The organism is Saccharopolyspora rhizosphaerae, assembly GCF_003931915.1.
Classification (GTDB): Bacteria; Actinomycetota; Actinomycetes; order Mycobacteriales; family Pseudonocardiaceae; genus Saccharopolyspora; species Saccharopolyspora rhizosphaerae.
In genome coordinates this window covers 83,891-108,352 of the sequence record NZ_RSAA01000011.1, presented here as the reverse complement: position 1 = coordinate 108,352, position 24,462 = coordinate 83,891, and the positions used below count along the sequence as shown (strand labels likewise).

The window sequence follows — 24,462 nt, the reverse complement described above, 5'->3', positions numbered from 1 at the left end:
CCGCGGACGCCCGCGTGTTCCCCACGCTGGCCCGCCTCTCGTCGGGGATCGTGTGGTGGAGCACGGGTAGACGGATGGGCTTCGGGCGTCGGGGCCGGTGGCGTTCGTTCGCGGCTGCGGCCGGCGTCGTCACGTCCCGCTCGTGGTCGTGTGGGGCTCGAACCAGGTGGGGGCCTGCGTGCGGAACTGGGTGGGCTTGAGGGTGCCCGCTCCGTCGGGTAGTGCGGCGAGGACGGGGACCCCGGTGAGGCGGGGGAGCTCGGTGAGGTTGCAACGTTCGGCCAGGTCGGGGTTGTCGGGTGCGGAGCCGAGCAGCAGTCCTGCGGGTTCCAGGCCTCGTGCGCGCAACGCTTCCACGGTGAGTGCGGTGTGGTTGAGCGTGCCCAGTCCGAGCCTGGTGACCACGTGGACCCGCACCTCGTGGTCGCGGGCCAGGTCGGTGGCCAGGTCGGGCAGCGTGCCTCCGGCGGTGTCGAGGCGGACCAGCGCACCGCCGGAGCCCTCGACGATCACCACGTCGTGGTGGCATGCGAGCTCGCGGATGCGGGCCGCGTGCTCGCCGACGGAGGGGACGGCGAGGTTCCGCAGCCGCGCGGCGGTGTCCGGGGCCAGCGGGTCCGCGAGGTGGCTGAACTGCGCGACCGCGCACCCCGCCAGCCGGCGGGCCACCTCGACGTCGGGTTCGTCCGCACCGGTCTGCGCGGGCTTGACCACCATGACGTCAGGTCCGAAGTGGACTGCCAGAGCCGCTGTGGCCACGGTCTTGCCGACCCCGGTGTCGGTCCCGGTGACGAAGACGATCACGCTTCCTCCTGGTGCCGGTCGACGATCCCGGCCAGCACCTCGACCGCGTGCGCCCACGCGTCGTCGCTGAGCCCGGCCTGGCTGGTGATCCGCAACCGGGAGACCTCGTCGGGCACCGACGGCGGGCGGAAGCACCCCACCCGGACACCGGCGTCGTGCGCCTCGGCCTGCGCCGCGAGCGCCCCTCGCGGAGTGGGCATCGGCACCGACAGCACCGCACCCGCGGACCGGGGCGTCCCGAGCCGGTGCGCGAGCTGCGCGGTCCTGCGGTGAACGCGTTCGGGGAGCTCGGGGTGCCTGCGCACCAGGCGCAACGCGGCCAGCGCCCCGGCGGTGGGCGCCGGGGCCAGGGCGGTGTCGAAGATGAACGGCCGGGCACGGTTGATGAGGTGGTCGACCAACTCTGCTGAGCCCAGCACCGCACCGCCCATCGCGCCGAGGGACTTCGACGAGGTCGCGGTCATGACCACGTGCGGCGCCTCACCCAGCTCGCTCACCAGACCTCGCCCCCCGGTGCCGGCGACGCCCAACCCGTGCGCCTCGTCCACCAGCAGCAACGCGCCGTGCTCGGCGCAGACGTCGGCGAGCTCGGCCACCGGCGCGACGTCGCCGAGCACCGAGTAGACCGACTCGGTCAGCACCACCGCCCGCCGCGCACCTGCCTCGGCCAGCGCGGTCCGCACCGCGTCGACGTCGTTGTGCGGCACGACCTCGACCGCTGCCCGCGACAGCCGCGCCGCGTCGATCAGCGACGCGTGCACGTGCGCGTCCGAGACGATCAGGCAGTCGCGGTCGGCCAGCGCGGTCACCGCCGAGAGGTTCGCGTGGTAGCCGGTCGACAGCACCAGCGCAGCCTCCCGCCCGGTGAACGCCGCCAGCTCGTCCTCCAGCTCACCGTGCAGGGTCGTCGTGCCGGTGACCAGCCGCGAGGCGCCCGAACCCGCACCCCACACCCGCGCTGCCTCGGCGGCAGCGGTGCGCACGTCCGGGTGCGCGCTCAACCCCAGGTAGTCGTTGCCTGCGAGGTCGATGACGTCGTCGCCGGCTGACCGGGGACGCAGCACTCGCTGCAGTCCCGCCTGCTCACGCGCTTCTCGCTGCTCGGCCAGCCACGCCTGCCACCTCATCCCGCCTCCACCGCGGCGGCGATGCCCGCGCACAGCGTCGCGATGTCGTCGTCGCTGCACACGTACGGCGGCATCGTGTAGATCAAGTCCCGGAACGGGCGCAGCCACGCGCCTTCGGCGAGGGCGACCTCCGTCGCTCGAGCCGCGTCCACCGGGTGGTCGAGGCGCACCACGCCGACCGCGCCTAGCACCCGCACCTCGGGCGCGTCGAGCTCGTGCAACGCCTGCAAACCCGCGTTGATCCGCGCGACGTCGTCCTTCCAGCCACCGGTGGCCAGCACGTCCAGGCTGGCCGAGGCCACTGCGCAGGCCAGCGGGTTGCCCATGAACGTCGGGCCGTGCATGAGCACGCCCGAATCGCTGCCGGAAATCCCGCGCGCCACCTCGTCGGTGCACAGCGTCGCCGCCAGCGTGAGGTACCCGCCTGTCAGCGCCTTGCCCAGGCACAGCACGTCCGGGCGCACACCGGCGGATTCGGAGGCGAAGAGAGTTCCGGTGCGGCCGAACCCGGTGGCGATCTCGTCGAAGATCAGCACCACACCGTGTTCGTCGGCGACCTCGCGGAACACCCGCAGGCACTCGGGCGAGTAGGGGCGCATCCCGCCCGCGCCTTGCAGCAGCGGCTCCACGACGAGCCCGGCCAGCTCGGCGGCGTGCTCAGCGGCCAACGCCCGCAAACCCTCCGCCCAAGCCGGGACCTCCGCGTCGGAGGCGGGTGGCCGTTCGCCGAAGACCTGACTCGGCAGCACCGCCGACCACATCGAGTGCATCCCACCTCCGGGATCGCACACGCTCATGCAGTCGAAGGTGTCGCCGTGGTACCCGCCGCGCACGGTGAGGAACCGCGTGCGTTCCGGCCGTCCGGTTCCGCGTTGGTGCTGCAGCGCCATCTTCATCGCGACCTCGACGCTCACCGACCCGGAGTCGGCGAGGAAGACCCGGTCGAGCCCGTCCGGGGTGATCTCGACCAACCGCCGGGCGAGCTCGACCGCCGGCTCGTGGGTGAGCCCGCCGAACATGACGTGCGAGAACTGCTCGGCTTGCCGCTGCAGAGCCTCGTCGAGCACCGGGTGGCGGTAACCGTGGATCGCCGACCACCACGACGCCATCCCGTCGACCACCCACCCCGATCCGTCGACGTGGATCCGGCTGCCCGAGGCGCCGGTGACCAAGCGGGTCGGCGCCGGGTCGACCATCGAGGTGTACGGGTGCCACAGGTGCTCGCGGTCGAAGGCGAGCAGGTCGGGGGCGTCCATCACGCGTTGGGCAGGACGTCGGTTCCCGCGCCGCGGCGGCGGATCGCCGGATCGACGGGCCGCTGCGCGACTTCCTCGTCCGAGCCCAGCACCACGAAGCCGCTGTCGCGGATCATCGCCAGGTCCGCTTCGGCTTCCTGCCCCTCGGAGGTGAGGTAGTCGCCGAGGAAGATCGAGTTGGCGACCTGCAGCGCGACGGACTGCAGGGACCGCAGGTGCATCTCGCGGCCGCCGGCGATGCGGATCTCGCGGTCAGGGCAGACGAACCGCGCCATCGCCAGGATCTTCACGCAGCGGGTGGGGGAGAGCTCCCAGGTGTCGGCGAACGGCGTGCCGTCGAAGGGCATCAGGAAGTTCACCGGGATCGAGTCCGACTCCAGGTCCCGGAGCGCGAACAACGCCTCCACCAGCTGCTCATCGGTCTCGCCCAGGCCGGCGATCAACCCCGAGCACGGCGAGAGGCCGGCAGTCCTGGCCTTGTCGACGGTGTCCACGCGGTCGGCGTAGGTGTGGGTCTGGACGATGCTGTCGTGGTGGCTCTCCGCGGTGTTGATGTTGTGGTTGTAGGCGTCCACCCCGGCGGCTTTGAGCTTGTCGGCCTGGCCGTCCGACAGCAGGCCCAGGCATGCGCACACCTCGACGTCGGGGTGCTCGGCCTTCAGCGCGCCGACCATCGCGGTGACCTTGTCGACGTCCCGGTGGGAGGGGCCGCGCCCGGAGGCGACCACGCACACCCGGCTCGCCCCGCCCTTGAGCCCGGCACCGGCCTGGCGCAGCGCTTCGTCCTCGGACAGCCACGAGTACTTCAGGACGGGGGCCTTCGAACCGAGCGCCTGCGAGCAGTAGTTGCAGTTCTCCGGGCACAACCCGGACTTCAGGTTGACCAGGTAGTTGACCTTCACCGTGTTGCCGAAGTGCGCGCGGCGCAGCCGTCCGGCTGCCGCCACGACGGACATCAACTCGGCGTCGTCGGCGCGCAGCACGGTGAGCGCGTCCTCGGCCGTGGCCGGTCGCCCGGCCAGGACCACATCGGCGAGCTGATCGAAGGTGGAGCTCATGGGTCTCTCCCGGAGTCGACCTGAACGGTGTTCACCTGAACGGCGTTCAGGCTAAACTGGGGGAGTCCATCGGTCAACGGGAGGTCGGAGTGCGCTACCACCGCAGCGATGTCGTGGCTCAGGCCATCGCGGTGCTCGACGAGTACGGACTGGAGTCGTTGACCATGCGCCGTCTCGCGTCCGAGCTCGGGGTGCAGCCCAGCGCCCTCTACCACCACGTCCCGAACAAGCAGTCGCTGCTGGCCGCGGTCGCCGACGAGGTCCTGCGGCGCGGTGCTCGCCAGCGCCGCGCCCAGCGCTGGGACCGGCGGGTCGTCGAGGTCTGCGCGGAGCTGCGCGACGCGATGCTCGCCTACCGGGACGGGGCCGAGGTCGTCGTCACCGCCCACACCTTCGGGCTCGGAGCGCACGAACCGGCGTCCGCGCTGCGCTCGGCGCTCGCCGACGGAGGTCTTCCCGAGGACCTCGTCGACGTCGGCACCCGCGCCATCCTGCACCTGGTCTTCGGCCACACCGTCGAGGAGCAGACCGCGATGCAGGCCGCCAGCGCCGGCGCCATCGACCGGAACCCCGACGGCGAGGGCGACTTCGAGCGGAGCCTGGAACTCCTGCTCGACGGTCTCCGCGCCCGCGTCGCGGCGAGGTGATCCGGTGAGTGGCGTGAAGCTCTTCGCCTCGTCGTGGGCGTCCTTGCGCTCCGCGGTGGCCGGTCTCGCCGACTACGACCTGCTCCAGCCGTCCGGGTGCCGAGGCTGGCTCGTGCGAGACCTGGTGTGCCACCTGGTCATCGACGCGCAGGACGTCCTGATCACGCTGGCGACCCCGTCCGAGGCCGCGCCGACCCGGAACGCGACCACCTACTGGGACCTCGCCGACAGCCTGCCGTCCGGGGGCGATCCGCTGGACGCCCTGACCGTCCGGCTCGCAGCCGCCTACCAGGAGCCATGGCTGCTCAAGTTCCACCTCGACGACCTGGGCTCGGCCGCCGAACGCGCCGCGCGCCTGGCCGACCCGCGGGCCCGGGTCCAGACGAAGGACGAGGTCCTCTCCGTCGCCGACTACCTGACCGCGTACGTGGTCGAGTGGACGTTGCACCACCTTGACCTGGTCGCGCACCTGCCGCACGTACCCGGTCCGGCCGACGAGGCGCTCGCGGCGACGCGGGAGGTGCTCGGCGAGATCGCCGGAGCACCGCTGCCCGAGTCGTTCTCCGACGTGGACGTTCTCCGGGTGGTCACGGGGAGGCGCGCGCCGACCGGGGCCGAGCAGGCCGCTCTCGACCGGCTGCACCTCGCCGTGCCGCTCGTGCTCGCCTGAGCCCGCCCGCACGACCTTCGTCGCGGGCTGAGCAGCCGTGCGACGAAGTCCTCTGCAGCACAGGTTCCGCCGTGCTCCACGCCGTGTCCGGGGGTGAAAAGGCCCGTAGGTACTTCGGAACCGTTCTTGTAGCACCACAGCAGCAGCACCCCGCAGGCGCGAACACCTTGGTGGGGCTGTCCGAGGTCGCGTGGCGTCCCGGGTAGTGGGAACGTCCTGACGGGGAAACCGGCCCTTGCCATGGCGAGTGGCCAGGGCAGTGCGCTGGCGCAAGGCGCGTGCAGACCCGCGGTGGTGCCGCTGCTCCCACCGGCGCGGCCGCGGGTCTGAACGAGTCCTACTCGCCGACCGTGCCGTATCCGGGGCGCCCGGTGGGGCGGTAGGTCTGGATGGTGATGCCCTTCGGGGTGGCGCGGCACTCGGTGAGTTCCAGCGACACGTCCGGGCCCTGGCCGGGGAACAGACGCAGACCCTGGCCGACGATCACCGGGAAGGTGAGGAGGGTGAACTCGTCCACGAGGTCGTGGCCCAGCAGGAAGCGCACCAGGGTCGCACTGCCGTGGACCTGCAGCTCACGGCCCTCCTGCGCCTTGAGGTCGCGCACCGCCGCCGCGACGTCACCGGTGAGCACGGTGGTGCCGGACCACTCGGCGTCGGTCAGAGTCGTGGACGGCACGTACTTCGGGAGCGTGTTGAGCTTGGTGGCGATCGGGTCGTCCGGGTCGTCCACCTTGGGCCAGTACGCGGCGAAGATGTCGTAGGTGCGACGTCCGAGCAGGAACGCGTCCACGCGCTGGAACATCTCGTCCATGAAGTGCCCGGCGTCCTCGTCGAACAGCGGAGCGAGCCAGCCACCGCGCTCGAACCCGCCGCTGCGGTCCTCCTCCGGTCCACCAGGCCCCTGCATCACGCCGTCGACCGAGACGAACGTGCTCACCGTCAGCTTCATCGCAGTGGTCCTCTCCAGTAGTCGGTCACCGAGGTGGACTCCTCGGCGCCGTGGAACTCATCGGTCAAGTGCGGCGGGGCCTGCGGTGCAGGAGGTGCGCAGCGACCACCGGGCCGCCGAAGCGCCGGCGCGTACGGGATCCACTGCAGACAGCGGGTTGGAGGTCTTCGAGGCCTGGCCGTGAGCGGGGTCCGGCAGGAGTGCGGCACCTGGGTCTGGAATGACCGCGACATCCCGGCGTTCGCTCTCCGCCGGCGCCGGTGAGGGACCCGGTGCACGCTCCGGCGCGAAGTCGCCTCGAGGGTCTGCCTCGGTACTGGGTCGACCGGTTCGCCGTCGCGACGGTGACCAGCCCACGTGGAGGTCAACAACGTCACGCCCTCGGGGGACAGCAGGACCTCGTCCGCGCGCGACGAGACGGTCTCAGCGCGTCGGTCAGGACGACGATCTGCGTGACGTGCCTCCGCACTCGGCGGTCTCGTAGCACGACCGCGGCCATCGGCAGGTGCTGGTCGACACGCTTCCAAGCCGTTCAGCCGGCGTCGGCTTGCCTTCAGGGTCGGCGACCGACAGCCCCGAACCCGCTTCGGGAGCGGCGTTGGCCAGGTTCGGCGTCGTGCGCGACCGCCGCGTCGCCGTCACACCAGCTGCACCTGGCCCGAGCGTCGAGATCGCGCGGCAGCTGCCGTGGGCCGCCTTCAGCGCCAGCACTGGTCGCACGCGAGGGTGCGACCGCCGATGCGCTCGGCACGATCGGGCGTGCTCCGCAGGGGTTCGCGATCCGACCTGGTCGCCGACGGAGAGCCGCAGGTGGACATCGCTCGGGGAGCCGACGCGCGTTCGGCACGGGGTCGGGTGGTGTCCTCGGGTGACGCTGGCAGGATGGCCCCGTGATCGCTGCAACGCCCACGGGGCCGGTGGAGGTCCCGCCCGTCGTGCGCGAGATCGCGGGCGGCAGGACGGTTCACGCCGTGTGGCGCAACGAGGTCGGCGGACTGACCTTCCAGATCTCGGCAGAGCGCGGCGAGCTCTTCGTGAAGTGGTCGCCGCGTGGCGTCCCCCTGGCTCCCGAGGTGGCGCGGTTGCGGTGGGCGGCGGGCCGCACCCCGGTCCCTCCGGTGCTCGACTCCGGTGCGGACGAGGACGGGGAGTGGATGGTCACGGCCGGCCTTCCGGGCAGGTCCGCGGTCGACACCCGGTGGCTCGCCGAGCCCCGAACCGCTGTGCGGGCCATCGGTTCCGGACTGCGCGCGCTGCACGAGGCGTTGCCGGTGTCGGACTGCCCCTTCGACTGGTCGGCCGAGCGCAGGCTGGACGCCGCCCGTGCGCGCGCCGGCGAGTCGATCGACCCGGCGTTGCGGCCACCCGGGTGCGAGCACATCAGCACCGTCGGGGGTGCGCTCGGCGTTCTCGACGGGACGCCGAGCGTGGACCGGCTCGTGGTCTGCCACGGCGATGCCTGCGCCCCCAACACGCTCATCGGGGACGACGGTCGCTGCACGGGCCACGTGGACCTCGGCAGCCTCGGCGTGGCCGACCGCTGGGCCGACCTCGCCGTCGCCACCTGGGCCACCCACTGGAACTACGGGGCAGGTTGGGAGGAACCGCTGCTCGAGGCCTACGGCGTCGAGCCGGACCTCGACCGGACCGCCTACTACCGCCTGCTGTGGACCACCGCCGACTGAACTGCGATCAGCCGAAGCCGGGCAGGACCAGCAGGACCCACAGGGCCAGCGGCGCCGCCGCCACGACGAGGCCCCCGTACACCAGCAGCTGGCGGAAGAACGTGTCCTTGTCGACGTCCTTGGCGTTGGCCAGCACGATCGCACCGTTGGTGGAGAAGGGGCTGACGTCGACGACCGTGGCCGCCACCGCGAACGCCGTGACCATGCCGATCGGCCCCACGCTGCCCGCGTGCAGGAAGGGCACCGCCAGCGGGATGAGCGCGCCCATGATGCCGACCGACGAGGCGAAAGCCGAGACGATCGCGCCGATGTAGCACAGCAGCAGTGCCGCCAGCAGCGGAACGCCGATCCCGGCCACCGAGTGGCCCACCCAGTCGATCGTGCCCATCTTCTCCAGCACGCCGACGTAGGTGAGGACACCGCAGATCAACAGCACGGTCGGCCAGGCGACCTCGCCCGGAGCGGCCTTGCCCGTCTTCGGCGAGAGCACGCTGAGCACCACGGCGACGCTCATCGCCATCAGCCCCACGTCGAGCCCGAAGCCGAGGGTGGTGACCACCAGGACCGCCAGGCCGAGCAGCGTCAGGACCCGGTCGCGGTTGAGCCGCAGTTCCTCCTCCGGAACGTCGGCGAGCTCGTCACTGCCGCCCGCGCCGGTGGCGATGAGCCGACGGGCTTCGGCACCACGGCGCAACCGGAGTCCGCCGAAGACCACGAACACCACGGCCGCGATGATCGCGTTGGCGGCGAAGCTGCCCAGGAACAGTGCCACCGGGCTGCCCGGCAGCCCGCTGTTGGCGACCACCTCGTTGACGATGCTGCCGTAGATGCTGATCGGGGAGAACCCGCCTGCCTGCGTGCCGTGCACGACCATCGCACCCATCAGCAGCGGGTTGATCCGGTAGCGCGCGGCCAGGTTCAGCGCGATCGGAGCCACGATCGCCACCGCCGCCGGACTGACCGCGCCGATCGCGGTCAGCACCGCGCCGATCCCGAACATCACCCACGGGATGAGCGCGATCCGGCCACCGACCACGCGGACCGCGCGTTGCACGACCCAGTCGGTCGTGCCGTTCGCCCGGGCAATCGCGAACAGGAACGTCACGCCCACCAGGACCACGAACAGGTCCCCGGGGAAGCCGTCGAAGATGTCGTCTTCGGACAACCCGCCGAACACCGTGGCGACCAGGAACGCGGCTGCGAAGCACAGCACGCCCATGTTGACCGACAGCGTCGTGGTGATGACGAACGCGGCGACCAGCACCAGGATCGAGATGACTTCCGGCGGCACCCTTGCCTCCTTGCCTGCGCGGCCCGCGCGCCACGACGGGGGTGTGGCGCGCGGCACAGTGGCTCACTGGCTCAGCCACTTTCCGGGATAGCGGGCGCGAAGTCAATACCGAACTGGCCAACTGGCTCAGCCAGTACCCCGCCGGTCGGGCGCTTCAGCGCCAGCCGAGTTCCGGGGCCACGTGGCGGAGGACGCTGTCGAGGACGTGGGTGTTGTAGTCGACGCCCAGCTGGTTGGGCACCGTGAGCAGCAGGGTGTCGGCCGCGGCGATCGCTTCGTCCTCGGCCAGCTGCTTGACCAGCACGTCGGGTTCCGCTGCGTAGGAGCGGCCGAAGATCGCGCGGGTGTGGGCATCGATGTGGCCGATCGTGTCCTCGGAGCCGCTCTCGTCACCGAAGTACATCGCGTCGAGGTCGGTGACGATCGGGAAGATGCTGCGGCTGACCGACACGCGGGGCTCGCGCTCGTGCACCTCAGCGCGCCAGGCCTCGTGGAAGGCCTCGATCTGCTTGCGCTGCTGGACGTGCAGCGGCTCACCGCTCTCGTCGTCCTTGAGCGTGGAGCTCTGCAGGTTCATCCCCAGCTTCGCCGCCCACCGCGCTGTCGCGTTCGAGCCCGAGCCCCACCAGAGGCGCTCGCGGAGTCCCGGCGAGTGCGGTTCGACGCGCAGCAGGCCGGGCGGGTTCGGGAACATCGGACGCGGGTGGGGCTGCGCGAAGCCGTGGCCCTTGAGCACCTCGAGCAGCACCTCGGTGTGGCTGCGCGCCAGGTCGGCGTCGGTCTGGCCCTCCGCCGGCTGGTAGCCGAAGTAACGCCACCCGTCGATGACCTGCTCCGGCGAACCGCGGCTGATCCCCAGCTGGAGCCTGCCCTCGGAGATGAGGTCGGCCGAACCCGCGTCCTCCGCCATGTACAGCGGGTTCTCGTAGCGCATGTCGATCACGCCGGTGCCAATCTCGATGCGGCTGGTCCGCGCCCCGATCGCCGCCAGCAGGGGGAACGGCGAGCTGTGCTGCCGCGCGAAGTGGTGCACGCGGAAGTAGGCGCCGTCGGCCCCGAGCTCCTCGGCGGCCACCGCCAAGTCGATGGCTTGGTGCAGCGCGTCGGACGCGCTGCGCGTCTGCGAGTGCGGAGAGGCCGACCAGTGCCCGAAGGAGAGGAACCCGATTTTCTTCACGCCGGTGTCAACGTCGACCGGCCGGGTCCGCTTCCCGGCTGGTCGCGGACCCGCCCCGCGTGAAGGGACGCATCAGCAGCTTGTGGGCGGGCTTCTCGACCAGCCGGGTGAGCATCCAGCCCAGCACCGTGCCGGTCACCAGCATGGCCAGCGTCTGGGTCAGGGTGTCGGCACCGACGTCCTGCAGCTTGCGCACCACGATGTAGCCGATGGCCTGGTGCATCAGGAACACGCCGTAGGAGATGCCGGCGAACCAGCTGATCGCGCGTCGCGCCAGCGGCGGCACCGACAGGTCCGGGGCGCGGGCGACCAGGGCGATCACGCACATGCCGATGGCCACCGCCACCGACGACCCGGTGTCGGCCAGCAATCCCTCGGGGGTGCGCGTGTAGTTGTGCACCTCCTGGGCCGCCATGCACAGCCCGAGCAGGACGACGAAGTGCGGGGTGCTCAGCCGCTTGACCGACCACAACCAGATCACCACGCCCGCGACGAACAGGTGCCAGCGGTGCATGCCGATCCCGTCGACCACCGTCCGGTACCCCTCGACCGGGTCGTTGATCCGGATCGGCCACTGGGCCAGCGGCAGGAGCACCGCCGTCCACATCACGACCAGGATCCCCCGCCCGTGCCCCCACGGGCTCTTGTACAGCAGGGCGGCGACCGTGAAGCCCATCAGCTGCAGCGGCACCGTCCAGTGCGAGCCGTCGATGAACGGGTAGAACTGCGGCTTCCAGTGCCACAGCATCAGCAGGTTCGCCCACAGGTCCTCGGGCAGGGGGAAGAACCAGCCCTCGATCGGGAACGCCCGGAGCACGAAGTAGCTGATCACGACTGCCGCCAGGAACGAGGGCAGCAACCGGGCCACGCGGCCCCACCAGTAGCGCAGCATGGGGCCGCGCCGGATGGTCACGCACGCGAAGTAGGCGGAGACGACCAGCAGGAGGCTGGCTCCGACCTGGTAGGGGAACTCGATGGCGCGCGGCTCGAGCTCGGGGTGCAGGAAGACGCTCAGGCTCGTGGAGTGGTAGAGCATCACCAACACCACGCAGCCGGCCCGAACAAGATCCCAGCTGATCTTCCGACGGCTCCGTGCGCCACCGGTACCGGCTGCTGTCACGCGTGTCGCTTCTTCCTCTACAGGTGCTACCGGAACCAGCCTCCATCACCTGTGTGGAGGAGTGCCATCGGGGCTGACCCCCATTCCTGCTGCGCGTTGACCCGTATGGGTGTTCGATCGCGACCGGTGGTCGAATGGGGGGACGGGAGGTGCGGTCGTGTCCTTGTTCTGGCGGGTGTTCTTGCTCAACGCCGCCGTGCTCACCGCGGCCACGGCGCTCCTGGTGCTCAGCCCGGCCACCGTGTCGACACCGGTGCTCCCGGCCGAGGGGCTCATCCTCGTGGCGGGTCTCGCAGCGATGCTGGTGGCCAACGCCGTGCTGCTGCGCATCGGGTTCCTGCCGCTGCGGCGGCTGACCCGTGCGATGACCACGGCCGACTTGCTGCGACCCGGGGCGCGCCCACCGGTGTCCGGCCACGGTGGAATCGCCGACCTGATCAAGGCGTTCAACGCGATGCTGGACCGGCTCGAGATCGAGCGCGCCACCAGCAACGCACGGGCCCTGTCCGCTCAGGAAGAGGAGCGCCGCCGCATCGCGCGGGAACTCCACGACGAGGTCGGGCAGAGCCTGACCGCGGTGCTGCTGGAGCTCCGGCGCGTGGCCGACGAGGCGCCGGAGTCGGTGTCCACCGCGTTGCACCAGGTGCAGGAGACCACGCGCGACAGCCTCGACGAGATCCGCCGGATCGCGCGGCGGTTGCGCCCGGGTGTGCTGGAGGAGCTCGGTCTGGCCAGCGCGTTGAAGTCGCTCACCGGTGAGGTCCACGGGGTCGCCGTGCGGTGCCGGATCGACGGTGAGCTGCCCGCGCTGGGGGAGGAGGTCGAGCTCGTCATCTACCGGGTGGCGCAGGAGAGCATCACCAACGCCGTCCGGCACGCGAACGCCACGCGCATCGAACTGGGGGTGCGCGTCGACCCCTCGGAGGTGCGCTTGCGGGTGCGCGACAACGGGAAGGGGATCGGATCGGCCCCCGAAGGCGCCGGCATCCGCGGCATGCGAGAACGGGCGCTCCTGGCCGGAGCCGTGCTCGCGGTCGAGGACGCGCCCGGCGGGGGGACCGACGTCAAGCTCGACGTGCCGATCCGCGGCGGGAGCCGCCGATGAGGCCCACCCGCATCCTGCTCGCCGACGACCACGTGCTCGTCCGGCGCGGTGTCCGGCTCATCCTCGACAACGAACCCGACCTCACCGTCATCGCCGAGGCCGGGGACGGCGCCGAGGCGGTGGACCTCGCCCGCTCCGAGATGCCGGACCTGGCGATCCTGGACATCGCGATGCCGCGGCTGACCGGGCTGCAAGCGGCGCGCCAGCTCACCCGGGTGCGGCCGGACCTGCGGATCCTGATCCTGACCATGTACGACAACGAGCAGTACCTGTTCGAGTCGCTCAAGGCCGGGGCCTCCGGGTACGTGCTGAAGTCCGTCGCCGACCGCGACCTGGTCGAGGCGTGCCGCGCGGCCATGCGCGGCGAGCCGTTCCTGTACCCCGGTGCCGTGACCGCGCTGATCCGCAACTTCCTCGAGCGCGCGGGACAGGGCGAGGAGGTCCCCGACCGGGCCATCACCGACCGGGAGGAGGAGATCCTGAAGCTGGTCGCGGAGGGGCACTCCTCCAAGGAGATCGCAGACCTGCTCGTGATCAGCATCAAGACGGTCGAACGGCACCGCTCCAACCTGATGGCGAAGCTCGGGATGAAGGACCGGCTCGAGCTCACCCGCTACGCGATCCGCTCCGGTCTGATCGAACCCTGACACGGGCGGTTCGCAGGTCGTGCGCCGGCGACTGCGAACTGTTCTCGCAGAACCGGACGTCACCCCCGAAGTGAGGAACACGCCTAGCTCGTCCGGGTCATCTGGCGACGATCGGCCACGACTCGAGTGGCGGCGCCGCGATCATGCGATACGACCAGAAGGTCGTCACAACGCACGCGAGAAGAGGTTCGAAGATCGTGACCACGCGACCGAGAATTCTTGCCCTCTACTTCTTGATGGCCTGCCGCTTCGGCGCGGCAGCCGGCAGGGCGGTCGTCCGCTCGTCGGCGGCGAAGCCGAACCGGGCGGGACGCTGAACCGGTCCGCTACGACGGGGCGCCGCCCGCTGCTGCGGCGTAGCGCTCGGCGAGCTGCGCGCAGGCGGTCCTGAGCTCCGATGGCCCGACGACCTCCACGTCCGCGTCGTACTTGCCGATCTCGGCCGCCAGGGACCGCCACGACCACGACCCGAGGGTGAGCTTGCAGCGCCCGTCCGGCAGTTCCTCGACCACGCCCTCGTAGGTGTAGCGCGAAACCGTGGCCGCGGGCAGGTCGAGGATGACGTCGCCCAGGCACGGCCAGGTCTCCGAGCCCTGGAAGTGGTTCCGGACGAACGCGGACACGTCCCCGCCCGGAAGAGCGCGCGGGCTGAACCGCGGGCCGGTCGGTGTGCGCGGCGTGATCCGATCGGCTCGGAAGGTCCGCCAGTCCTCGCGGTCGAGGTCCCACGCGATGAGGTACCAGCGTCCGCCCCAGGTGATCAGGTGGTGCGGCTGCGCGCGGCGCGAGGCAGCCGAGCCGGTGTAGTCGAAGCGCAGCTCCGCCCGGGCGTGCACCGCGCTGCTCAGCGTCATCAGCAACTCGCTGTCGACCCGGTGGCGCGTGCCGCGTTCGACCGCCGTGACGTGGAGCGTGTCGATCCGGTGCCGCAACCGGGACGGCATGACCTGCCGGACGGTCGTCAACGCTCGGCCGGCGGCCTCCTCGATGCCCGCGCCCGCGGTGGTGGCGATGCGCAGCGCGATCGCCAGGGCGATGGCCTGCTCGTCGTCGAACAGCAGCGGCGGCAGGTTGCTGCCCGCCTCCAACCGGTACCCGCCATCGGGGCCCTTGGTGGTCGCGATCGGGTAGCCCAGTTCTCGCAGCCGGTCGACGTCGCGGCGCACCGTGCGGTCGCTGACCTCCAGCCGTTCGGCCAGCGCCGAACCCGGCCAGTCCCGTCGCGCCTGGAGCAACGACAGCAGCGCCAGCAGTCGAGCCGAAGTTCCCCGCATGAATTCCATGATGCCCGCAGTAGCGGACACAACCTGGCCGGTACTGCGGGCACCCTACTGCCATGACCACCACGGAGAACGCACTCGAGACCGAAAAGCGCGACCTGCTCGCCGAACTCGCGAACACCCGCGCACAACTGCTCACCACCGTCCGCGGGCTCAGCGACGAGCGGCTCGGCGAGCGCCCCACCCAGAGCGAGTTGTGCCTGGGCGGGCTCGTCAAGCACGTCACGAACATGGAGCGGTCCTGGATGAGGTTCGTGCTCGAGGGGCCCTCGGCCATGAGCTTCGAGCTGCCCGAGGGCGTCACCTGGGCCGACATCGAAGCAGGCACCGCGCGCGAGTACCCGAAGTGGATGACCGACCGGATCGCGGAGTTCCAGGTGCTGCCCGGCGACACCCGCGAGGCGATCCTGGCGCGCTACGAGGAGGTGGCCCAGCGCACCGAGGAGGTCATCACAGAGCTGCCCGACCTGCTGACCTCGCACCCGGTGCCCGAGGCCCCGTGGCACGAGCCCGGTACCGAGCTCACCGTGCGGCAGGTCCTGCTGCACGTGATCTCCGAGACCGCCCAGCACGCCGGGCACGCGGACATCATCCGCGAAACGCTCGACGGCCAGACGACCACCTGAGCGCATGGCGGTCCTCGACAACAGGGCGCTCAACCGCGCGACGCTGGCCCGGCAGCTCTTGCTGGCACCGGCGCAGCTCGATCCGCACGAGGCGGTCGCGCACCTGTGCGGGATGCAGGCGCAGGAACCGCAAGAACCGTTCGTCGGGCTGTGGTCCCGGTTGAGCACGTTCGACCCGGCAGAGCTGTCGCACCTGCTGACCCGGCGGCGGGTGGTGCGGACCCACCTGATGCGCCGCACCATCCACCTGCTCACCGCCGAGGACGTGCTGTCCTGGCGGTCCCGTCACGAGGCGATGCTGCGGCAGCGGGTCCTCGCCGTCTACCGGCGCGAACTCGCCGACGTCGACCTCGACGAGCTCGCCGAGGCGGGCCGGGAGGTGCTGGCCGGAGGTGAACCGCAGTCGCAGGCCGAGCTCGGGAAGGCGCTGGCTCACCGCTGGCCCGAGCCGAGGACCAGAGCGCTGGGCGAGGTGCTGGTCGGGGCGCTGATCCCGGTGGTGCAGGTGCCACCGCGCGGACTGTGGCGGACCGGAGGAGCAGCCCGGTACCTGCCGATCTCCGCGTGGCTGGGGCACGACGTCGACCCCGTGACGCGGGACGACGCGGCCGGAAGGGGCCTCGTGCGCCGCTACCTCGCGGCGTTCGGGCCGGCCGCCACGGCTGATGTCCGAGCGTGGTCGGGTCTGGCGGGACTGCCCGGCGCGGTGGCTGCCACGCGTGATGAACTGGTCACGTTCCGGGACGAGCGCGGACGGGAGCTGCTGGACCTGCCCGACGCCCCGCGACCCGACCCGGACGTGCCCGCTCCCGTTCGCTTCCTCCCGGCCTTCGACAACGCCCTCCTCGGCTACGACGACCGCAGCCGCATCGTCGACGACGAGCACCGCGGCCTGTCGGTGGCCGGTGACCGCGTCGTGCTCGTCGATGGCCGCGTCGCCGGGACCTGGAGGTCCACCGACGGTGCGGTGCACATCTCGTTGGTGCGCTCGCTGCCACGTCGGCGACGCCAGGACCTGGTCGAGCGGGGGAGCGGACTGGCGTCGTTCCTCTCCGAGGGCGCGAGCGAGCAAGTGCGGGTGTCGTGACCTTGGTGGCGTTCGGATCAATCGGTGTGCAGAGTGGGGGCCATGCTGCCTCGCGTACCCACGCCTTCCGACGTCCTCGGCCTTGCGAAGTCCACGGTGGGGTGGGCCACCCACTCCGCGTCCGCCGTGGTCACCGCTCCCGCCCGCGTCCTCGGACTCCTCGGTGAAGCCGAGGACCTGGTAGGCCGGATCTCGAAGGTGGTGGACCAGGTCGAGGAGCTGGTCCAGCGGGCCGGCGGCACCGTGGGGGACGCCGAAGACGTGATCCGGGACGCGCGGGCCGTCGCGGTCGCCGCGGCTCCCATCGTGGCCGACGCCAGCCGGGTCTCGGCGCAGGCCGAAGCCGTGGTCGGACGGGCGAGCGGGGTGGCCGACGAGGCGGCCAAGACCGTCGAGGACGTCCGGCGCACCTCCACCAGCGCGGACGAGCTGCTCAACACCTACGCGCCGACGGCGAAGAAGGCGGCACCGCTGCTCGACCGGTTCGTCGAGGAGCTCTCCGAAGCCGAGGTCGACGCCGCGATCCGGCTGGTCGACGAGCTGCCGCAGCTCACCGAGCACGTCCTCACCGACATCCTGCCGATCCTGCGGACGCTCGACCGCGTCGGTCCGGAGATCCACGAACTCCTGGAGGTCACCTACGACGTCCGCCGGGCGATCGCGGGCATCCCCGGGTTCCAGTTCTTCCGCCGCCGTGGCGAGGACAAGGTCGACGACGACGAGCCGCGACCGCAGGCGATCACCCCGCCGAACTGAATCGCCCCCGGTCACCGCTCCTGCGCTGACCGCGCCTTGCGCGCGGAAGGCCGAGGCACTTCACGAACCCGTTCACCAGCGCGGTCGCCGCGCGCTCCCACCGGTGCGCGCGGCGACCGTGAGGTGAGCTCCGGTCCGACTTCCGCTGATGGAGTTGTCAAACGGCAAGGCCCGCAGGCACGACGGGTCAACCGGCCCGGAGGTCGGTGCGAGGTGGTCATGCCACGGGTGGGCCCCGAGATCGTGACGGCCCGTGCCGCGCCCACCGCAGCGGATGCCTCGAGGTGGGCCTGATGGGATCGGCATGGTGCGGCCCACCGCCCGATGTGGACGATCGCGAAAGCCGGGTCGGGCGGGTGGATGCGGAAAGCTTCGGTGTCGAACTCATGTGCTAAATGATGCCCGCTGGCTCTCGACAATGCGAGCGAATCGGCATCGCTGGATGGGGTGATCAACACCGTCATGGTGCGGGACGAACTGGCCGCGAACGCCTTTCAACGCCCCAGGTCGGAGTGGCGCGCCTCTGGTGGCAGCAGCGCGGGGAACCAGATGTCGGTGAGGGTCTCCGCGGGATCGGTGTCGGCGACGTCCAGCGTGCCCTGCACGGCCCAGCGCGTGAAGAAGCGTTCCAGCTGCGTGACGAGGAGTCCGACCCGCAGCCGCGCCTCGTCGCTCCGGGCTTCGCCCCAGCGCTGGAGGTAGCGCGGCATCGCCGCGGGCAGCTCCGCGACGGCTTCCGCCGCGATCGGCCGGAAGGAGGGCTCCAGGGCTACCGCCTCGTCCCACACCGGCAGGATGTCCCGGTTCTCCTCGAACCACTCCACCGCATGGCGCAACCACGCGGTGAACTCCGCCCGGGTGCCGGTGCCGAGCACCTCGTCGAGGTCGGCGTAGACCGACACCGCGCGCTGCTGCGCGGTTTCCGCGCTGATCCGCCGCAGCACGTCGGGCTTCCCGCTGAAGTGCAGGTAGAAGGTCGCCCTGCTGCACCCGACGTCGCTGGTGATGTCGTCGATCGTGACGGCCGCGTAGCCGCGCTCGACGAACAACCGCCGGGCGGTCTCCAGCAACGCGGTGCGGGTCCGCTGCTTCTGCTGCTGGCGCAAGGTGGGGCGCTCGGAGTCGGTCACGACGCTGACCATACCGCTGTGCACTCACTGGACACCGCGTCAGCGAAGTGGGAGAGTCGATCGGCGATCACATCGCGACGAGGAGGTTGTCGATGGGTTCCGATCCGGTCGTCTGCATCATCGGCGCCGGGTGTTCCGGCTTCACCACGGCCAAACGCCTGCGTGACGCCGGAGTTCGGTACGACTGCTTCGAGGAGTCCGACGACGTCGGCGGCAACTGGTACTTCGACAACCCCAACGGCCGCTCCGCCTGCTACGAGTCGTTGCACATCGACACCTCCACCACCCGCCTGCAGTTCGAGGACTTCCCAGCCGGCGAGGGCTGGCCGGACTTCCCGCACCACACGCTGATCCACCAGTACTTCCGCGATTACGTCGACCACTTCGGGCTGCGCGAGACGATCACCTTCAACACCCGGGTCGACCGCGCCGCGCGCACCCCGGACGGGCGCTGGGAAGTGCGGCTGAGCACCGGTGAAACCCGTGAGTACGACGCGCTGGTCGTCGCCAACGGGCACCACTGGGACCCGAGAACCCCGGAGTACCCGGGCGAGTTCGACGGCGTCACGTTGCACAGCCACTCCTACCGCAGCCCGTTCGAGCCGGTGGACATGCGCGGCAAGCGCGTCGTGGTGGTCGGCATGGGCAACTCCGCGCTGGACATCGCCGCGGAGCTGTCGCACCGCTCCATCGCCGAGCACGTCTGGGTTTCGGCGCGACGCGGTGTGTGGGTGCTGCCGAAGTACCGCGGCGGCAAGCCGGCGGACAAGTTGATGATGCCACCGTGGATGCCCAAAACGCTGGCGCTCCGGTTGGCGCGCAAGGCCATCAGGAGCAACGTCGGCTCGATGCGGGACTACGGCCTGCCCGAACCCGACCACGAACCGCTCGCCGCGCACCCCTCGGTGAGCATCGACTTCCTGGCCAAGGCTGGTTCCGGCGATCTGACCTGCGTTCCCGAAATCGAGCGGCTGAACGGTCCAGTGGTGGAGTGCACCGGCGGGACTCGGGTCGAGGCGGACGTGATCGTGTACGCCACCGGCTACAACATCCGCTTCCCGTTCTTCGACGACCCGGAGCTGCAGCCCGACGCTGAACACCGCTTCCCGCTGTTCAAGCGTATCCTCAGGCCGGGTGTCGACAACCTGTACTTCGCCGGACTCGCGCAGGCCTCACCGACGATCGTCAACCTGGCCGAGCAGCAGAGCAAGCTCATCGCCGCGCACCTCACCGGCGAGTACCGGTTACCCGGCGCAGCGGAGATGCGGCGCACCACGGTGGGGGACGAGCGCACGCACCTGCGTCAGTACTACAACTCGCCCCGGCACACGATCCAGCTCGACTTCGCCCGGTACGTCCGCGATCTGCACCGCGAGATCGCCGCAGGCAGGAAGCGAGCACGGAGATGAACGGTCACTGCCACCCCCGCTTCGCGCCGCTGCGCGACCTCCTGGAGCGCAACCTGGCCGAAGGCGAGGAGCGCGGTGCGTCGATCTGCGTCGTCCAGGACGGCGAGACGGTGGTCGACCTCTGGGGCGGCGAAGCCCGGAACGACGTTCCGTGGGAGCGGGACACCCTGGTCAACACCTTCTCGGTGACCAAGACGATGCTCGCGCTGGTCGTGCTGCGCCTGGCCGACGCGGGGACGATCGACCTGGACGCGCCGGTGGCGCGCTACTGGCCCGAGTTCGCCGTCCAGGGCAAGTCCGAGGTGCTGGTCCGGCACGTCCTCGGGCACACCAGCGGACTTCCGGGCTGGGACCAGGAGATGACCCTCGCCGACCTCTGCGACACGCGCCGGGCGGCGGCGCTGCTGGCCGCGCAGGCACCGTGGTTCGAACCGGGGCAGGGCTCGGGTTACCAGGCGATCAGCCACGGCCACCTGCTCGGCGAACTCGTGCAGCGAACCGACGGACGCACCGCGGGTGCGGTGTTGCGCGAGGACTTCGCCGAACCGCTGGGTGCCGACTACTGGCTCGGCGCACCGGAATCCGTGGACGAACGGGTCGCCGTCCTCAAGTCGCCGCCGCACGCCCCCGACCTCGACGAGTTCGGGAAGCGGGCGCTGCTCAACCCGATGTTCTCGATGAAGGTCACCACCACGCGGGACTTCCTCGGCGCCGAACTGGGCGGGCTCAACGGCCAGGGCAACGCCCGTTCGGTCGCGCGCGTGCAGTCGGTGGTCTCGCACGGCGGCGTCGTCGACGGCAAGCGCTACCTGTCACCGGAGGTCATCGAGCGGATCTTCGAGGTCCAATCCGATTCGCCGGACCGGGTTCTCGGCCACCGCATCCCGTTCGGCACGGGTTATGCGCTGCCCGCGCCGGAGCTGATGCCCACGCCCTCCGGGCGCATCTGCTGGTGGGTCGGCAACGGTGGTGCCGTGGTGGTCAACGACCTCGACCGGCGCATGACCATCGCCTACGCGATGAACAAGATGGCGGCCGGGCTGGTCGGCGCGGCCAAGACCCGCGACTACGTGCGCACCACCTACGACTGCGTTGAGGTGTGACGGTGCCGGCGGCCGTCTTCGCCGCCGACGCCGTGCCGATCACGCTCCGAAGCCCTGGAAGATCGTGGTGAACTCGAAGGGCTGCTGCTCGATGCTGCTGCAGGTCGGAGACACCGCGCCGCCCGGGCAGTCACCGTTGTCCCGGCCGGCCGACCAGAACGCCAGCAGGCCGGTGCCGTTGGCCTTCGCCCAGTCCACCAGCTGGCGGGCGTGGTCCTGGGTGAAGACGTTGCCGTTGAAGTTGCGGCCGATCATCGGCGTCACGCCCAGCCGCGCCCTGAGATCGGTCTCGCTGAGGTCCGGCCAGATGTCCGCCATCTGCCGCAGCGTGCTCTCCGCCGCGGCGATCACCGCGTCGCCCCACGGCTTCTGCGAGCCGAACTCCATGGTCATCGGGTTGACCAGCACGTCGACGCCGTGCGCGGCGGCGCTCTGCAGGACCTGCACCGAGTAGGGGTCCAGCCCGGTGTCGTCGGCCTGCACCCGCAGCGTGTAGCTGACCTTCGTGCCGCGCTCGGCTTGCAGCGTGGCCAGCGCCTCGTTGACGAGGTCCTGCGGGATGGTGGCCTCGACGTCGACGTCGAGGTGGTTGGCCCCGGTGGCGTCGAGGATCGTCTTGTAGGCGCCCAGCAGTTCGCCGGCGGTGCCGCAGACGCTCTCCAGGTACGGGCCCGTGGCGCCGCCGGTGGCGACGATGACGTCGCCGCCCATGGCGCGCAGTGCGTCGATCTGGCCCGTGATGGCCGGGTCGTCGACGGGGCGCTCACCGCCCCACATCGGCGTGCACCCGGCGGCGCTGCCGAGCACGAAGGCGAGCGTGAAGTGCTGCTGTCCGGTGGCTTCGGCGACCTCGGGCAGGGTGGGCTTGTCCTGCATCACGTCGACGTAGGGCGCGGTCGTGATCTCCGGTGGGGCGTCTTGGGCGAGGCCCGGACTCGCGGCCAGCGCGAGCACCGCACCGGCGAGGAGGGTCGTGACGAGCGTGCGGGGGATGCGCATGGTGGTCCTCCGGGGGCTCACTGGTACTCGGCGATGATCTTGGCGAAGTCGTAGGGCTGCTGCTCGACGCTGCTGCACCCGCCGTCGACCCAGCCGCCGGGCTGGGTGCAGGCCCGGTCGCGGTTGAGCGACCAGGAGGAGAGGCGGCCGATCTGCTTCTGCTGGGCGTGGTCCAGCAGTGCGCGGAAGGTGTCCTGGGTGAACAGCTCCGACGGCTGGTCGGTGTGCTCGTTCATGAGGATCAGGCCGGTGCGCGCGCAGGCCGTGGCGTCGTCGAGCTCCGGGTGCAACTCGCGCAGCTGCGCGTGGAACGCCTCGGCGACCGAGGTGGCGCTGTTCGCCATGTCTTCGCCCGGGCCGCCGTAGTCGAAGTCCACGAGCTGGAACAGGTCGATCTCGGCACCCACGTCCGCGGCGCGCTGGATCTCGGCCGTGCCCGCTTCGGTGAGGCCGACGCCGGTCAGCGGCAGCGTCAACGTGACGTGCAGGTCGGGGTCGCGCTCCCGGAGCAGCTTGATCGCGTCGAAGCGGTTGGTCTCGCCGGGCGCGTCGCCGAGGTCGTCGCCCTCGATGTCGAGGTCGATGGGCGTCAGCTGGTACGTGTCGATCAGCTGCTGGTCGGCGTCGGCCAGCGCGGTCGCGTCGGGACAGGCGGCCGGCGGCTCGATGCCGTTGTAGCCGCCGAAGGGCGCGGAGAGGGTGCCGCCGGCGGCACGCACCGCGTCGGCCTTGGCCTTCACGGCGGTGTCGGTGGCGACCTCCTGGTCGGCCTTGCCGTCCCAGGTGGGCGTGCAGTAGTCGGTGGACGGGGCCAGGACGAACGCGAAGATGTGGTCGTCCTGCCCGCTGGCCTCGATCGCTTCGACGATGTCCTGCGGTTCGTTGTCCAGCGGCATGGAGCACGGCGCGGCCTTGAGCTCGCCGGGCGCGGCCCGAGCCGGCATCGCGCCTGCGAGCGGTAGCACCAGGAGTCCGGCCGCCAGCGCGGCCCCTCGGACCGGTTGCCTCATCCCAGGGCTCTCCCCTCGTGGTGACCCGTTGGTCGTGGATCGATCCCGGAGCGCGGCGCGCTCGGCCCCGGATGTGCGCTGCGGAGAGGTCCGCTGCCGGCTCGGCAGAACGTAGGGGCGCCCGATCACCGCGTCAATGGGTCTAGACCAGTTTGGCGGGACTGCGCAACGATCCTCGGCCGACGTGCGGTACGCGGGGACTCCGCGTGCAGCACCCGGTTGCGCTGGACGCCGCGGCACGTCGTTCTGAGCCTGCTCCGCGTTAGCGGATCCGCCTCGTGCGAAGGATCACCATCGGCCAGCGGTCCGCACGACCCGGAGGTCGTGCCGCCGGTTGGCGGGTTTCCCCTGCGCACACGAGTTTCGAGCCCGCTGCACCGGTGCTGGTGGGCCTCGGAACGGGGATCTAGGGTGACCGCCCACTGCCGCAATACCCACTCGAAGGAGTGATCGGCCTCCATGTCCCACGCCAAACCGGCTCCGCGACGCACCGCGATCCTGGCGGCCGCCGCGCTGTCCTCCGTGGTGCTCGGCGGTACCCCGGCCACGGCCGAACCCGAGTCCGGCGAGGCATCGCAGGCGGCGCAGAAGCTGCGCGACCTGTCCCGCCAGGCCGAGGTGCTCACCGAGGACTACAAGAAGGCGCAGGACGACCACGAGGCCAAGCGCCGCGACCTCGACCGGTTCCACGCCGAGGCGCAGCAGGCCGACCGCGTCGCGCAGGAAGCGCACGTGCAGGAGGAGCAGCTCCGGGGCCAGGTCGACCGGCTCAGCAAGGCCTCCTACAAGGGTTCCCAGATGAACTCGATCGCGGCCGTCCTCGGCAGCGAGACACCGGACGCGTTCCTGGACCGGGCCTCCACGCTCGACCTGATGTCGCAGCACAACGCCAAGTCCGTGCACGCCTACGCCGACGCGACGCACCGCGCCGAGAACGCCCGCAAGCAAGCGTGGGGCGCCCGCGCAGGTGCGGCGAAGGCCGAGGAGGACGCCGCGAGGCTGGAAGGCGACATCGCGGGCCGCAAGAAGGAGATGGACTCGCAGGTCGCCAAGGTCAAGCAGCAGTACAACCAGCTCAGCGAGAAGGACAAGGACGCGCTGTCCGGGGTGAAGAGCGCGGTCGGCCAGCTGACCGGTTCCGGTGCGGGGATCAAGGCGGTCAACGCCGCGCTGAGCAAGCAGGGATCGCCGTACGTGTTCGGCGCCAAGGGGCCGAGCCAGTTCGACTGCTCCGGGCTGGTGCAGTGGGCCTACAAGCAGGCCGGTGTCGAGCTGCCGGGCTCGACGCGCTCGCAGGTGTCGGTGGGGCGTTCGGTCTCGCAGTCGGAGATGAAGCCCGGCGACATCATCTTCTTCTACAGCTCCGCCAGCCACGACGGCATCTACATCGGCAACGGCAAGATGGTGCACGCACCCACCGAAGGCCAGGACGTGACCGTCGAAGAGGTCAAGTACATGGGCGACGTCCACTCGGTGCGCCGGGTCTCCGGCTGATCGGTCTGGGCGTCGCGGGCGCTCTTCGCACG

The 24,462-nt window shown here is 70.9% G+C and carries 23 protein-coding genes; 11 read left to right on the top strand and 12 right to left on the bottom strand.

Annotation, left to right across the window (positions count from 1 at the left end; all coding sequences use genetic code 11):
• Positions 1-129 precede the first annotated feature (129 nt).
• From bioD to bioB, 4 genes are read right to left on the bottom strand one after another with little or no spacing between them, the layout of a single operon-like run.
• Positions 130-804, bottom strand: a complete 675-nt coding sequence (gene bioD / locus EIL87_RS12960; RefSeq protein ID WP_125090640.1) for a dethiobiotin synthase — start codon at positions 802-804, stop codon at positions 130-132.
• Entirely contained in the window at positions 801-1,931 is a 1,131-nt protein-coding gene (locus tag EIL87_RS12955; RefSeq protein ID WP_125090639.1) for an 8-amino-7-oxononanoate synthase, read from the bottom strand. The genes bioD and EIL87_RS12955 overlap by 4 nt, the downstream gene beginning before the upstream one ends.
• The gene (locus EIL87_RS12950; protein ID WP_125090637.1) at positions 1,928-3,187 is read right to left on the bottom strand and encodes an adenosylmethionine--8-amino-7-oxononanoate transaminase; all 1,260 of its coding nucleotides are present in this window, start codon (positions 3,185-3,187) and stop codon (positions 1,928-1,930) included. The genes EIL87_RS12955 and EIL87_RS12950 overlap by 4 nt, the downstream gene beginning before the upstream one ends.
• Entirely contained in the window at positions 3,187-4,245 is a 1,059-nt protein-coding gene (gene bioB, locus EIL87_RS12945; protein WP_125090635.1) for a biotin synthase BioB, read from the bottom strand. Before bioB ends, EIL87_RS12950 begins: the two co-directional genes overlap by 1 nt.
• An 89-nt stretch (positions 4,246-4,334) precedes the next feature.
• Here bioB and EIL87_RS12940 point away from each other — a divergent pair, with 89 nt between their 5' ends.
• Complete coding sequence (locus EIL87_RS12940; RefSeq protein ID WP_125090633.1) at positions 4,335-4,892, top strand: TetR/AcrR family transcriptional regulator C-terminal domain-containing protein; 558 nt, start codon at positions 4,335-4,337, stop codon at positions 4,890-4,892.
• Positions 4,893-4,905: 13 nt separating this feature from the next.
• The gene (locus EIL87_RS12935; RefSeq protein WP_125090704.1) at positions 4,906-5,562 is read left to right on the top strand and encodes a maleylpyruvate isomerase N-terminal domain-containing protein; all 657 of its coding nucleotides are present in this window, start codon (positions 4,906-4,908) and stop codon (positions 5,560-5,562) included.
• Between the two features lie 337 nt (positions 5,563-5,899).
• On the opposite strand, the gene EIL87_RS12930 is transcribed toward EIL87_RS12935, so the two are convergent.
• Positions 5,900-6,511: a dihydrofolate reductase family protein gene (locus EIL87_RS12930; protein ID WP_125090631.1), complete on the bottom strand. Its 612-nt coding sequence runs from the start codon at positions 6,509-6,511 to the stop codon at positions 5,900-5,902.
• Between the two features lie 890 nt (positions 6,512-7,401).
• Between EIL87_RS12930 and EIL87_RS12925 the strand changes: the two genes are divergently transcribed.
• Positions 7,402-8,196: an aminoglycoside 3'-phosphotransferase gene (locus EIL87_RS12925; RefSeq protein WP_125090629.1), complete on the top strand. Its 795-nt coding sequence runs from the start codon at positions 7,402-7,404 to the stop codon at positions 8,194-8,196.
• A 7-nt stretch (positions 8,197-8,203) separates the two neighbouring features.
• On the opposite strand, the gene EIL87_RS12920 is transcribed toward EIL87_RS12925, so the two are convergent.
• The 3 genes from EIL87_RS12920 to EIL87_RS12910 all read right to left on the bottom strand — a co-directional run bounded on the left by EIL87_RS12920 (position 8,204) and on the right by EIL87_RS12910 (position 11,784).
• A complete protein-coding gene (locus EIL87_RS12920; protein WP_125090627.1) occupies positions 8,204-9,487 on the bottom strand; it encodes an SLC13 family permease in 1,284 nt (427 codons plus the stop codon).
• A 154-nt stretch (positions 9,488-9,641) separates the two neighbouring features.
• Complete coding sequence (locus EIL87_RS12915; protein ID WP_125090625.1) at positions 9,642-10,664, bottom strand: LLM class flavin-dependent oxidoreductase; 1,023 nt, start codon at positions 10,662-10,664, stop codon at positions 9,642-9,644.
• A 7-nt stretch (positions 10,665-10,671) separates the two neighbouring features.
• Positions 10,672-11,784, bottom strand: coding sequence for an acyltransferase family protein (locus EIL87_RS12910; protein ID WP_267898842.1), 1,113 nt, complete (start codon positions 11,782-11,784; stop codon positions 10,672-10,674).
• 157 nt (positions 11,785-11,941) lie between these two features.
• Between EIL87_RS12910 and EIL87_RS12905 the strand changes: the two genes are divergently transcribed.
• Both EIL87_RS12905 and EIL87_RS12900 read left to right on the top strand, forming a co-directional pair.
• Positions 11,942-12,889: a HAMP domain-containing sensor histidine kinase gene (locus tag EIL87_RS12905; RefSeq protein WP_125090621.1), complete on the top strand. Its 948-nt coding sequence runs from the start codon at positions 11,942-11,944 to the stop codon at positions 12,887-12,889.
• Positions 12,886-13,536, top strand: coding sequence for a response regulator (locus tag EIL87_RS12900; protein WP_125090619.1), 651 nt, complete (start codon positions 12,886-12,888; stop codon positions 13,534-13,536). Before EIL87_RS12905 ends, EIL87_RS12900 begins: the two co-directional genes overlap by 4 nt.
• A gap of 326 nt (positions 13,537-13,862) precedes the next feature.
• On the opposite strand, the gene EIL87_RS12895 is transcribed toward EIL87_RS12900, so the two are convergent.
• Positions 13,863-14,810, bottom strand: coding sequence for a helix-turn-helix transcriptional regulator (locus EIL87_RS12895; protein WP_125090703.1), 948 nt, complete (start codon positions 14,808-14,810; stop codon positions 13,863-13,865).
• Between the two features lie 62 nt (positions 14,811-14,872).
• Here EIL87_RS12895 and EIL87_RS12890 point away from each other — a divergent pair, with 62 nt between their 5' ends.
• The 3 genes from EIL87_RS12890 to EIL87_RS12880 are packed head-to-tail and all read left to right on the top strand — an operon-like array spanning position 14,873 to position 17,285.
• Positions 14,873-15,442 (top strand): DinB family protein, encoded by a 570-nt coding sequence (locus EIL87_RS12890; protein WP_125090617.1) that lies wholly within the window; start codon positions 14,873-14,875, stop codon positions 15,440-15,442.
• A 4-nt stretch (positions 15,443-15,446) separates the two neighbouring features.
• Positions 15,447-16,529 carry a winged helix DNA-binding domain-containing protein gene (locus tag EIL87_RS12885; RefSeq protein ID WP_125090615.1) on the top strand — a complete coding sequence of 361 codons (1,083 nt, stop codon included), beginning with the start codon at positions 15,447-15,449 and terminating at the stop codon, positions 16,527-16,529.
• A 42-nt stretch (positions 16,530-16,571) separates the two neighbouring features.
• Positions 16,572-17,285: a hypothetical protein gene (locus EIL87_RS12880; protein WP_125090613.1), complete on the top strand. Its 714-nt coding sequence runs from the start codon at positions 16,572-16,574 to the stop codon at positions 17,283-17,285.
• Positions 17,286-17,779: 494 nt separating this feature from the next.
• On the opposite strand, the gene EIL87_RS12875 is transcribed toward EIL87_RS12880, so the two are convergent.
• Positions 17,780-18,415 carry a TetR/AcrR family transcriptional regulator gene (locus EIL87_RS12875; RefSeq protein WP_233576214.1) on the bottom strand — a complete coding sequence of 212 codons (636 nt, stop codon included), beginning with the start codon at positions 18,413-18,415 and terminating at the stop codon, positions 17,780-17,782.
• A 92-nt stretch (positions 18,416-18,507) separates the two neighbouring features.
• Between EIL87_RS12875 and EIL87_RS12870 the strand changes: the two genes are divergently transcribed.
• Together EIL87_RS12870 and EIL87_RS12865 are read left to right on the top strand one after the other, a co-directional pair.
• Positions 18,508-19,824, top strand: a complete 1,317-nt coding sequence (locus EIL87_RS12870) for a flavin-containing monooxygenase (RefSeq protein ID WP_125090609.1) — start codon at positions 18,508-18,510, stop codon at positions 19,822-19,824.
• Positions 19,821-20,927, top strand: coding sequence for a serine hydrolase domain-containing protein (locus EIL87_RS12865; RefSeq protein WP_125090607.1), 1,107 nt, complete (start codon positions 19,821-19,823; stop codon positions 20,925-20,927). The genes EIL87_RS12870 and EIL87_RS12865 overlap by 4 nt, the downstream gene beginning before the upstream one ends.
• A gap of 39 nt (positions 20,928-20,966) precedes the next feature.
• Here EIL87_RS12865 and EIL87_RS12860 read toward each other — a convergent pair whose 3' ends face one another.
• On the bottom strand, positions 20,967-21,926 hold the full coding sequence (locus EIL87_RS12860) for a chitinase (protein WP_125090605.1): 960 nt from the start codon (positions 21,924-21,926) through the stop codon (positions 20,967-20,969).
• A gap of 17 nt (positions 21,927-21,943) precedes the next feature.
• Positions 21,944-22,936: a glycoside hydrolase family 18 protein gene (locus tag EIL87_RS12855; RefSeq protein WP_125090603.1), complete on the bottom strand. Its 993-nt coding sequence runs from the start codon at positions 22,934-22,936 to the stop codon at positions 21,944-21,946.
• A gap of 459 nt (positions 22,937-23,395) precedes the next feature.
• On the opposite strand from EIL87_RS12855, the gene EIL87_RS12850 reads away from it, so the two are divergent.
• Positions 23,396-24,430 carry a C40 family peptidase gene (locus EIL87_RS12850; protein WP_125090601.1) on the top strand — a complete coding sequence of 345 codons (1,035 nt, stop codon included), beginning with the start codon at positions 23,396-23,398 and terminating at the stop codon, positions 24,428-24,430.
• Positions 24,431-24,462 lie beyond the last annotated feature (32 nt).

Excerpts from the sequence above, each read along its gene's own strand:
- EIL87_RS12955 (WP_125090639.1), bottom strand. The coding sequence starts at position 1,931 with ATGAGGTGGCAGGCGTGGCTGGCCGAGCAGCGAGAAGCGCGTGAGCAG.
- EIL87_RS12950 (WP_125090637.1), bottom strand. The coding sequence starts at position 3,187 with ATGGACGCCCCCGACCTGCTCGCCTTCGACCGCGAGCACCTGTGGCAC.
- bioB (WP_125090635.1), bottom strand. The coding sequence starts at position 4,245 with ATGAGCTCCACCTTCGATCAGCTCGCCGATGTGGTCCTGGCCGGGCGA.
- EIL87_RS12930 (WP_125090631.1), bottom strand. The coding sequence starts at position 6,511 with ATGAAGCTGACGGTGAGCACGTTCGTCTCGGTCGACGGCGTGATGCAG.
- EIL87_RS12900 (WP_125090619.1), top strand. The coding sequence starts at position 12,886 with ATGAGGCCCACCCGCATCCTGCTCGCCGACGACCACGTGCTCGTCCGG.
- EIL87_RS12895 (WP_125090703.1), bottom strand. The coding sequence starts at position 14,810 with ATGCGGGGAACTTCGGCTCGACTGCTGGCGCTGCTGTCGTTGCTCCAG.
- EIL87_RS12890 (WP_125090617.1), top strand. The coding sequence starts at position 14,873 with ATGACCACCACGGAGAACGCACTCGAGACCGAAAAGCGCGACCTGCTC.
- EIL87_RS12885 (WP_125090615.1), top strand. The coding sequence starts at position 15,447 with ATGGCGGTCCTCGACAACAGGGCGCTCAACCGCGCGACGCTGGCCCGG.
- EIL87_RS12880 (WP_125090613.1), top strand. The coding sequence starts at position 16,572 with ATGCTGCCTCGCGTACCCACGCCTTCCGACGTCCTCGGCCTTGCGAAG.
- EIL87_RS12870 (WP_125090609.1), top strand. The coding sequence starts at position 18,508 with ATGGGTTCCGATCCGGTCGTCTGCATCATCGGCGCCGGGTGTTCCGGC.
- EIL87_RS12865 (WP_125090607.1), top strand. The coding sequence starts at position 19,821 with ATGAACGGTCACTGCCACCCCCGCTTCGCGCCGCTGCGCGACCTCCTG.
- EIL87_RS12860 (WP_125090605.1), bottom strand. The coding sequence starts at position 21,926 with ATGCGCATCCCCCGCACGCTCGTCACGACCCTCCTCGCCGGTGCGGTG.
- EIL87_RS12855 (WP_125090603.1), bottom strand. The coding sequence starts at position 22,936 with ATGAGGCAACCGGTCCGAGGGGCCGCGCTGGCGGCCGGACTCCTGGTG.
- EIL87_RS12850 (WP_125090601.1), top strand. The coding sequence starts at position 23,396 with ATGTCCCACGCCAAACCGGCTCCGCGACGCACCGCGATCCTGGCGGCC.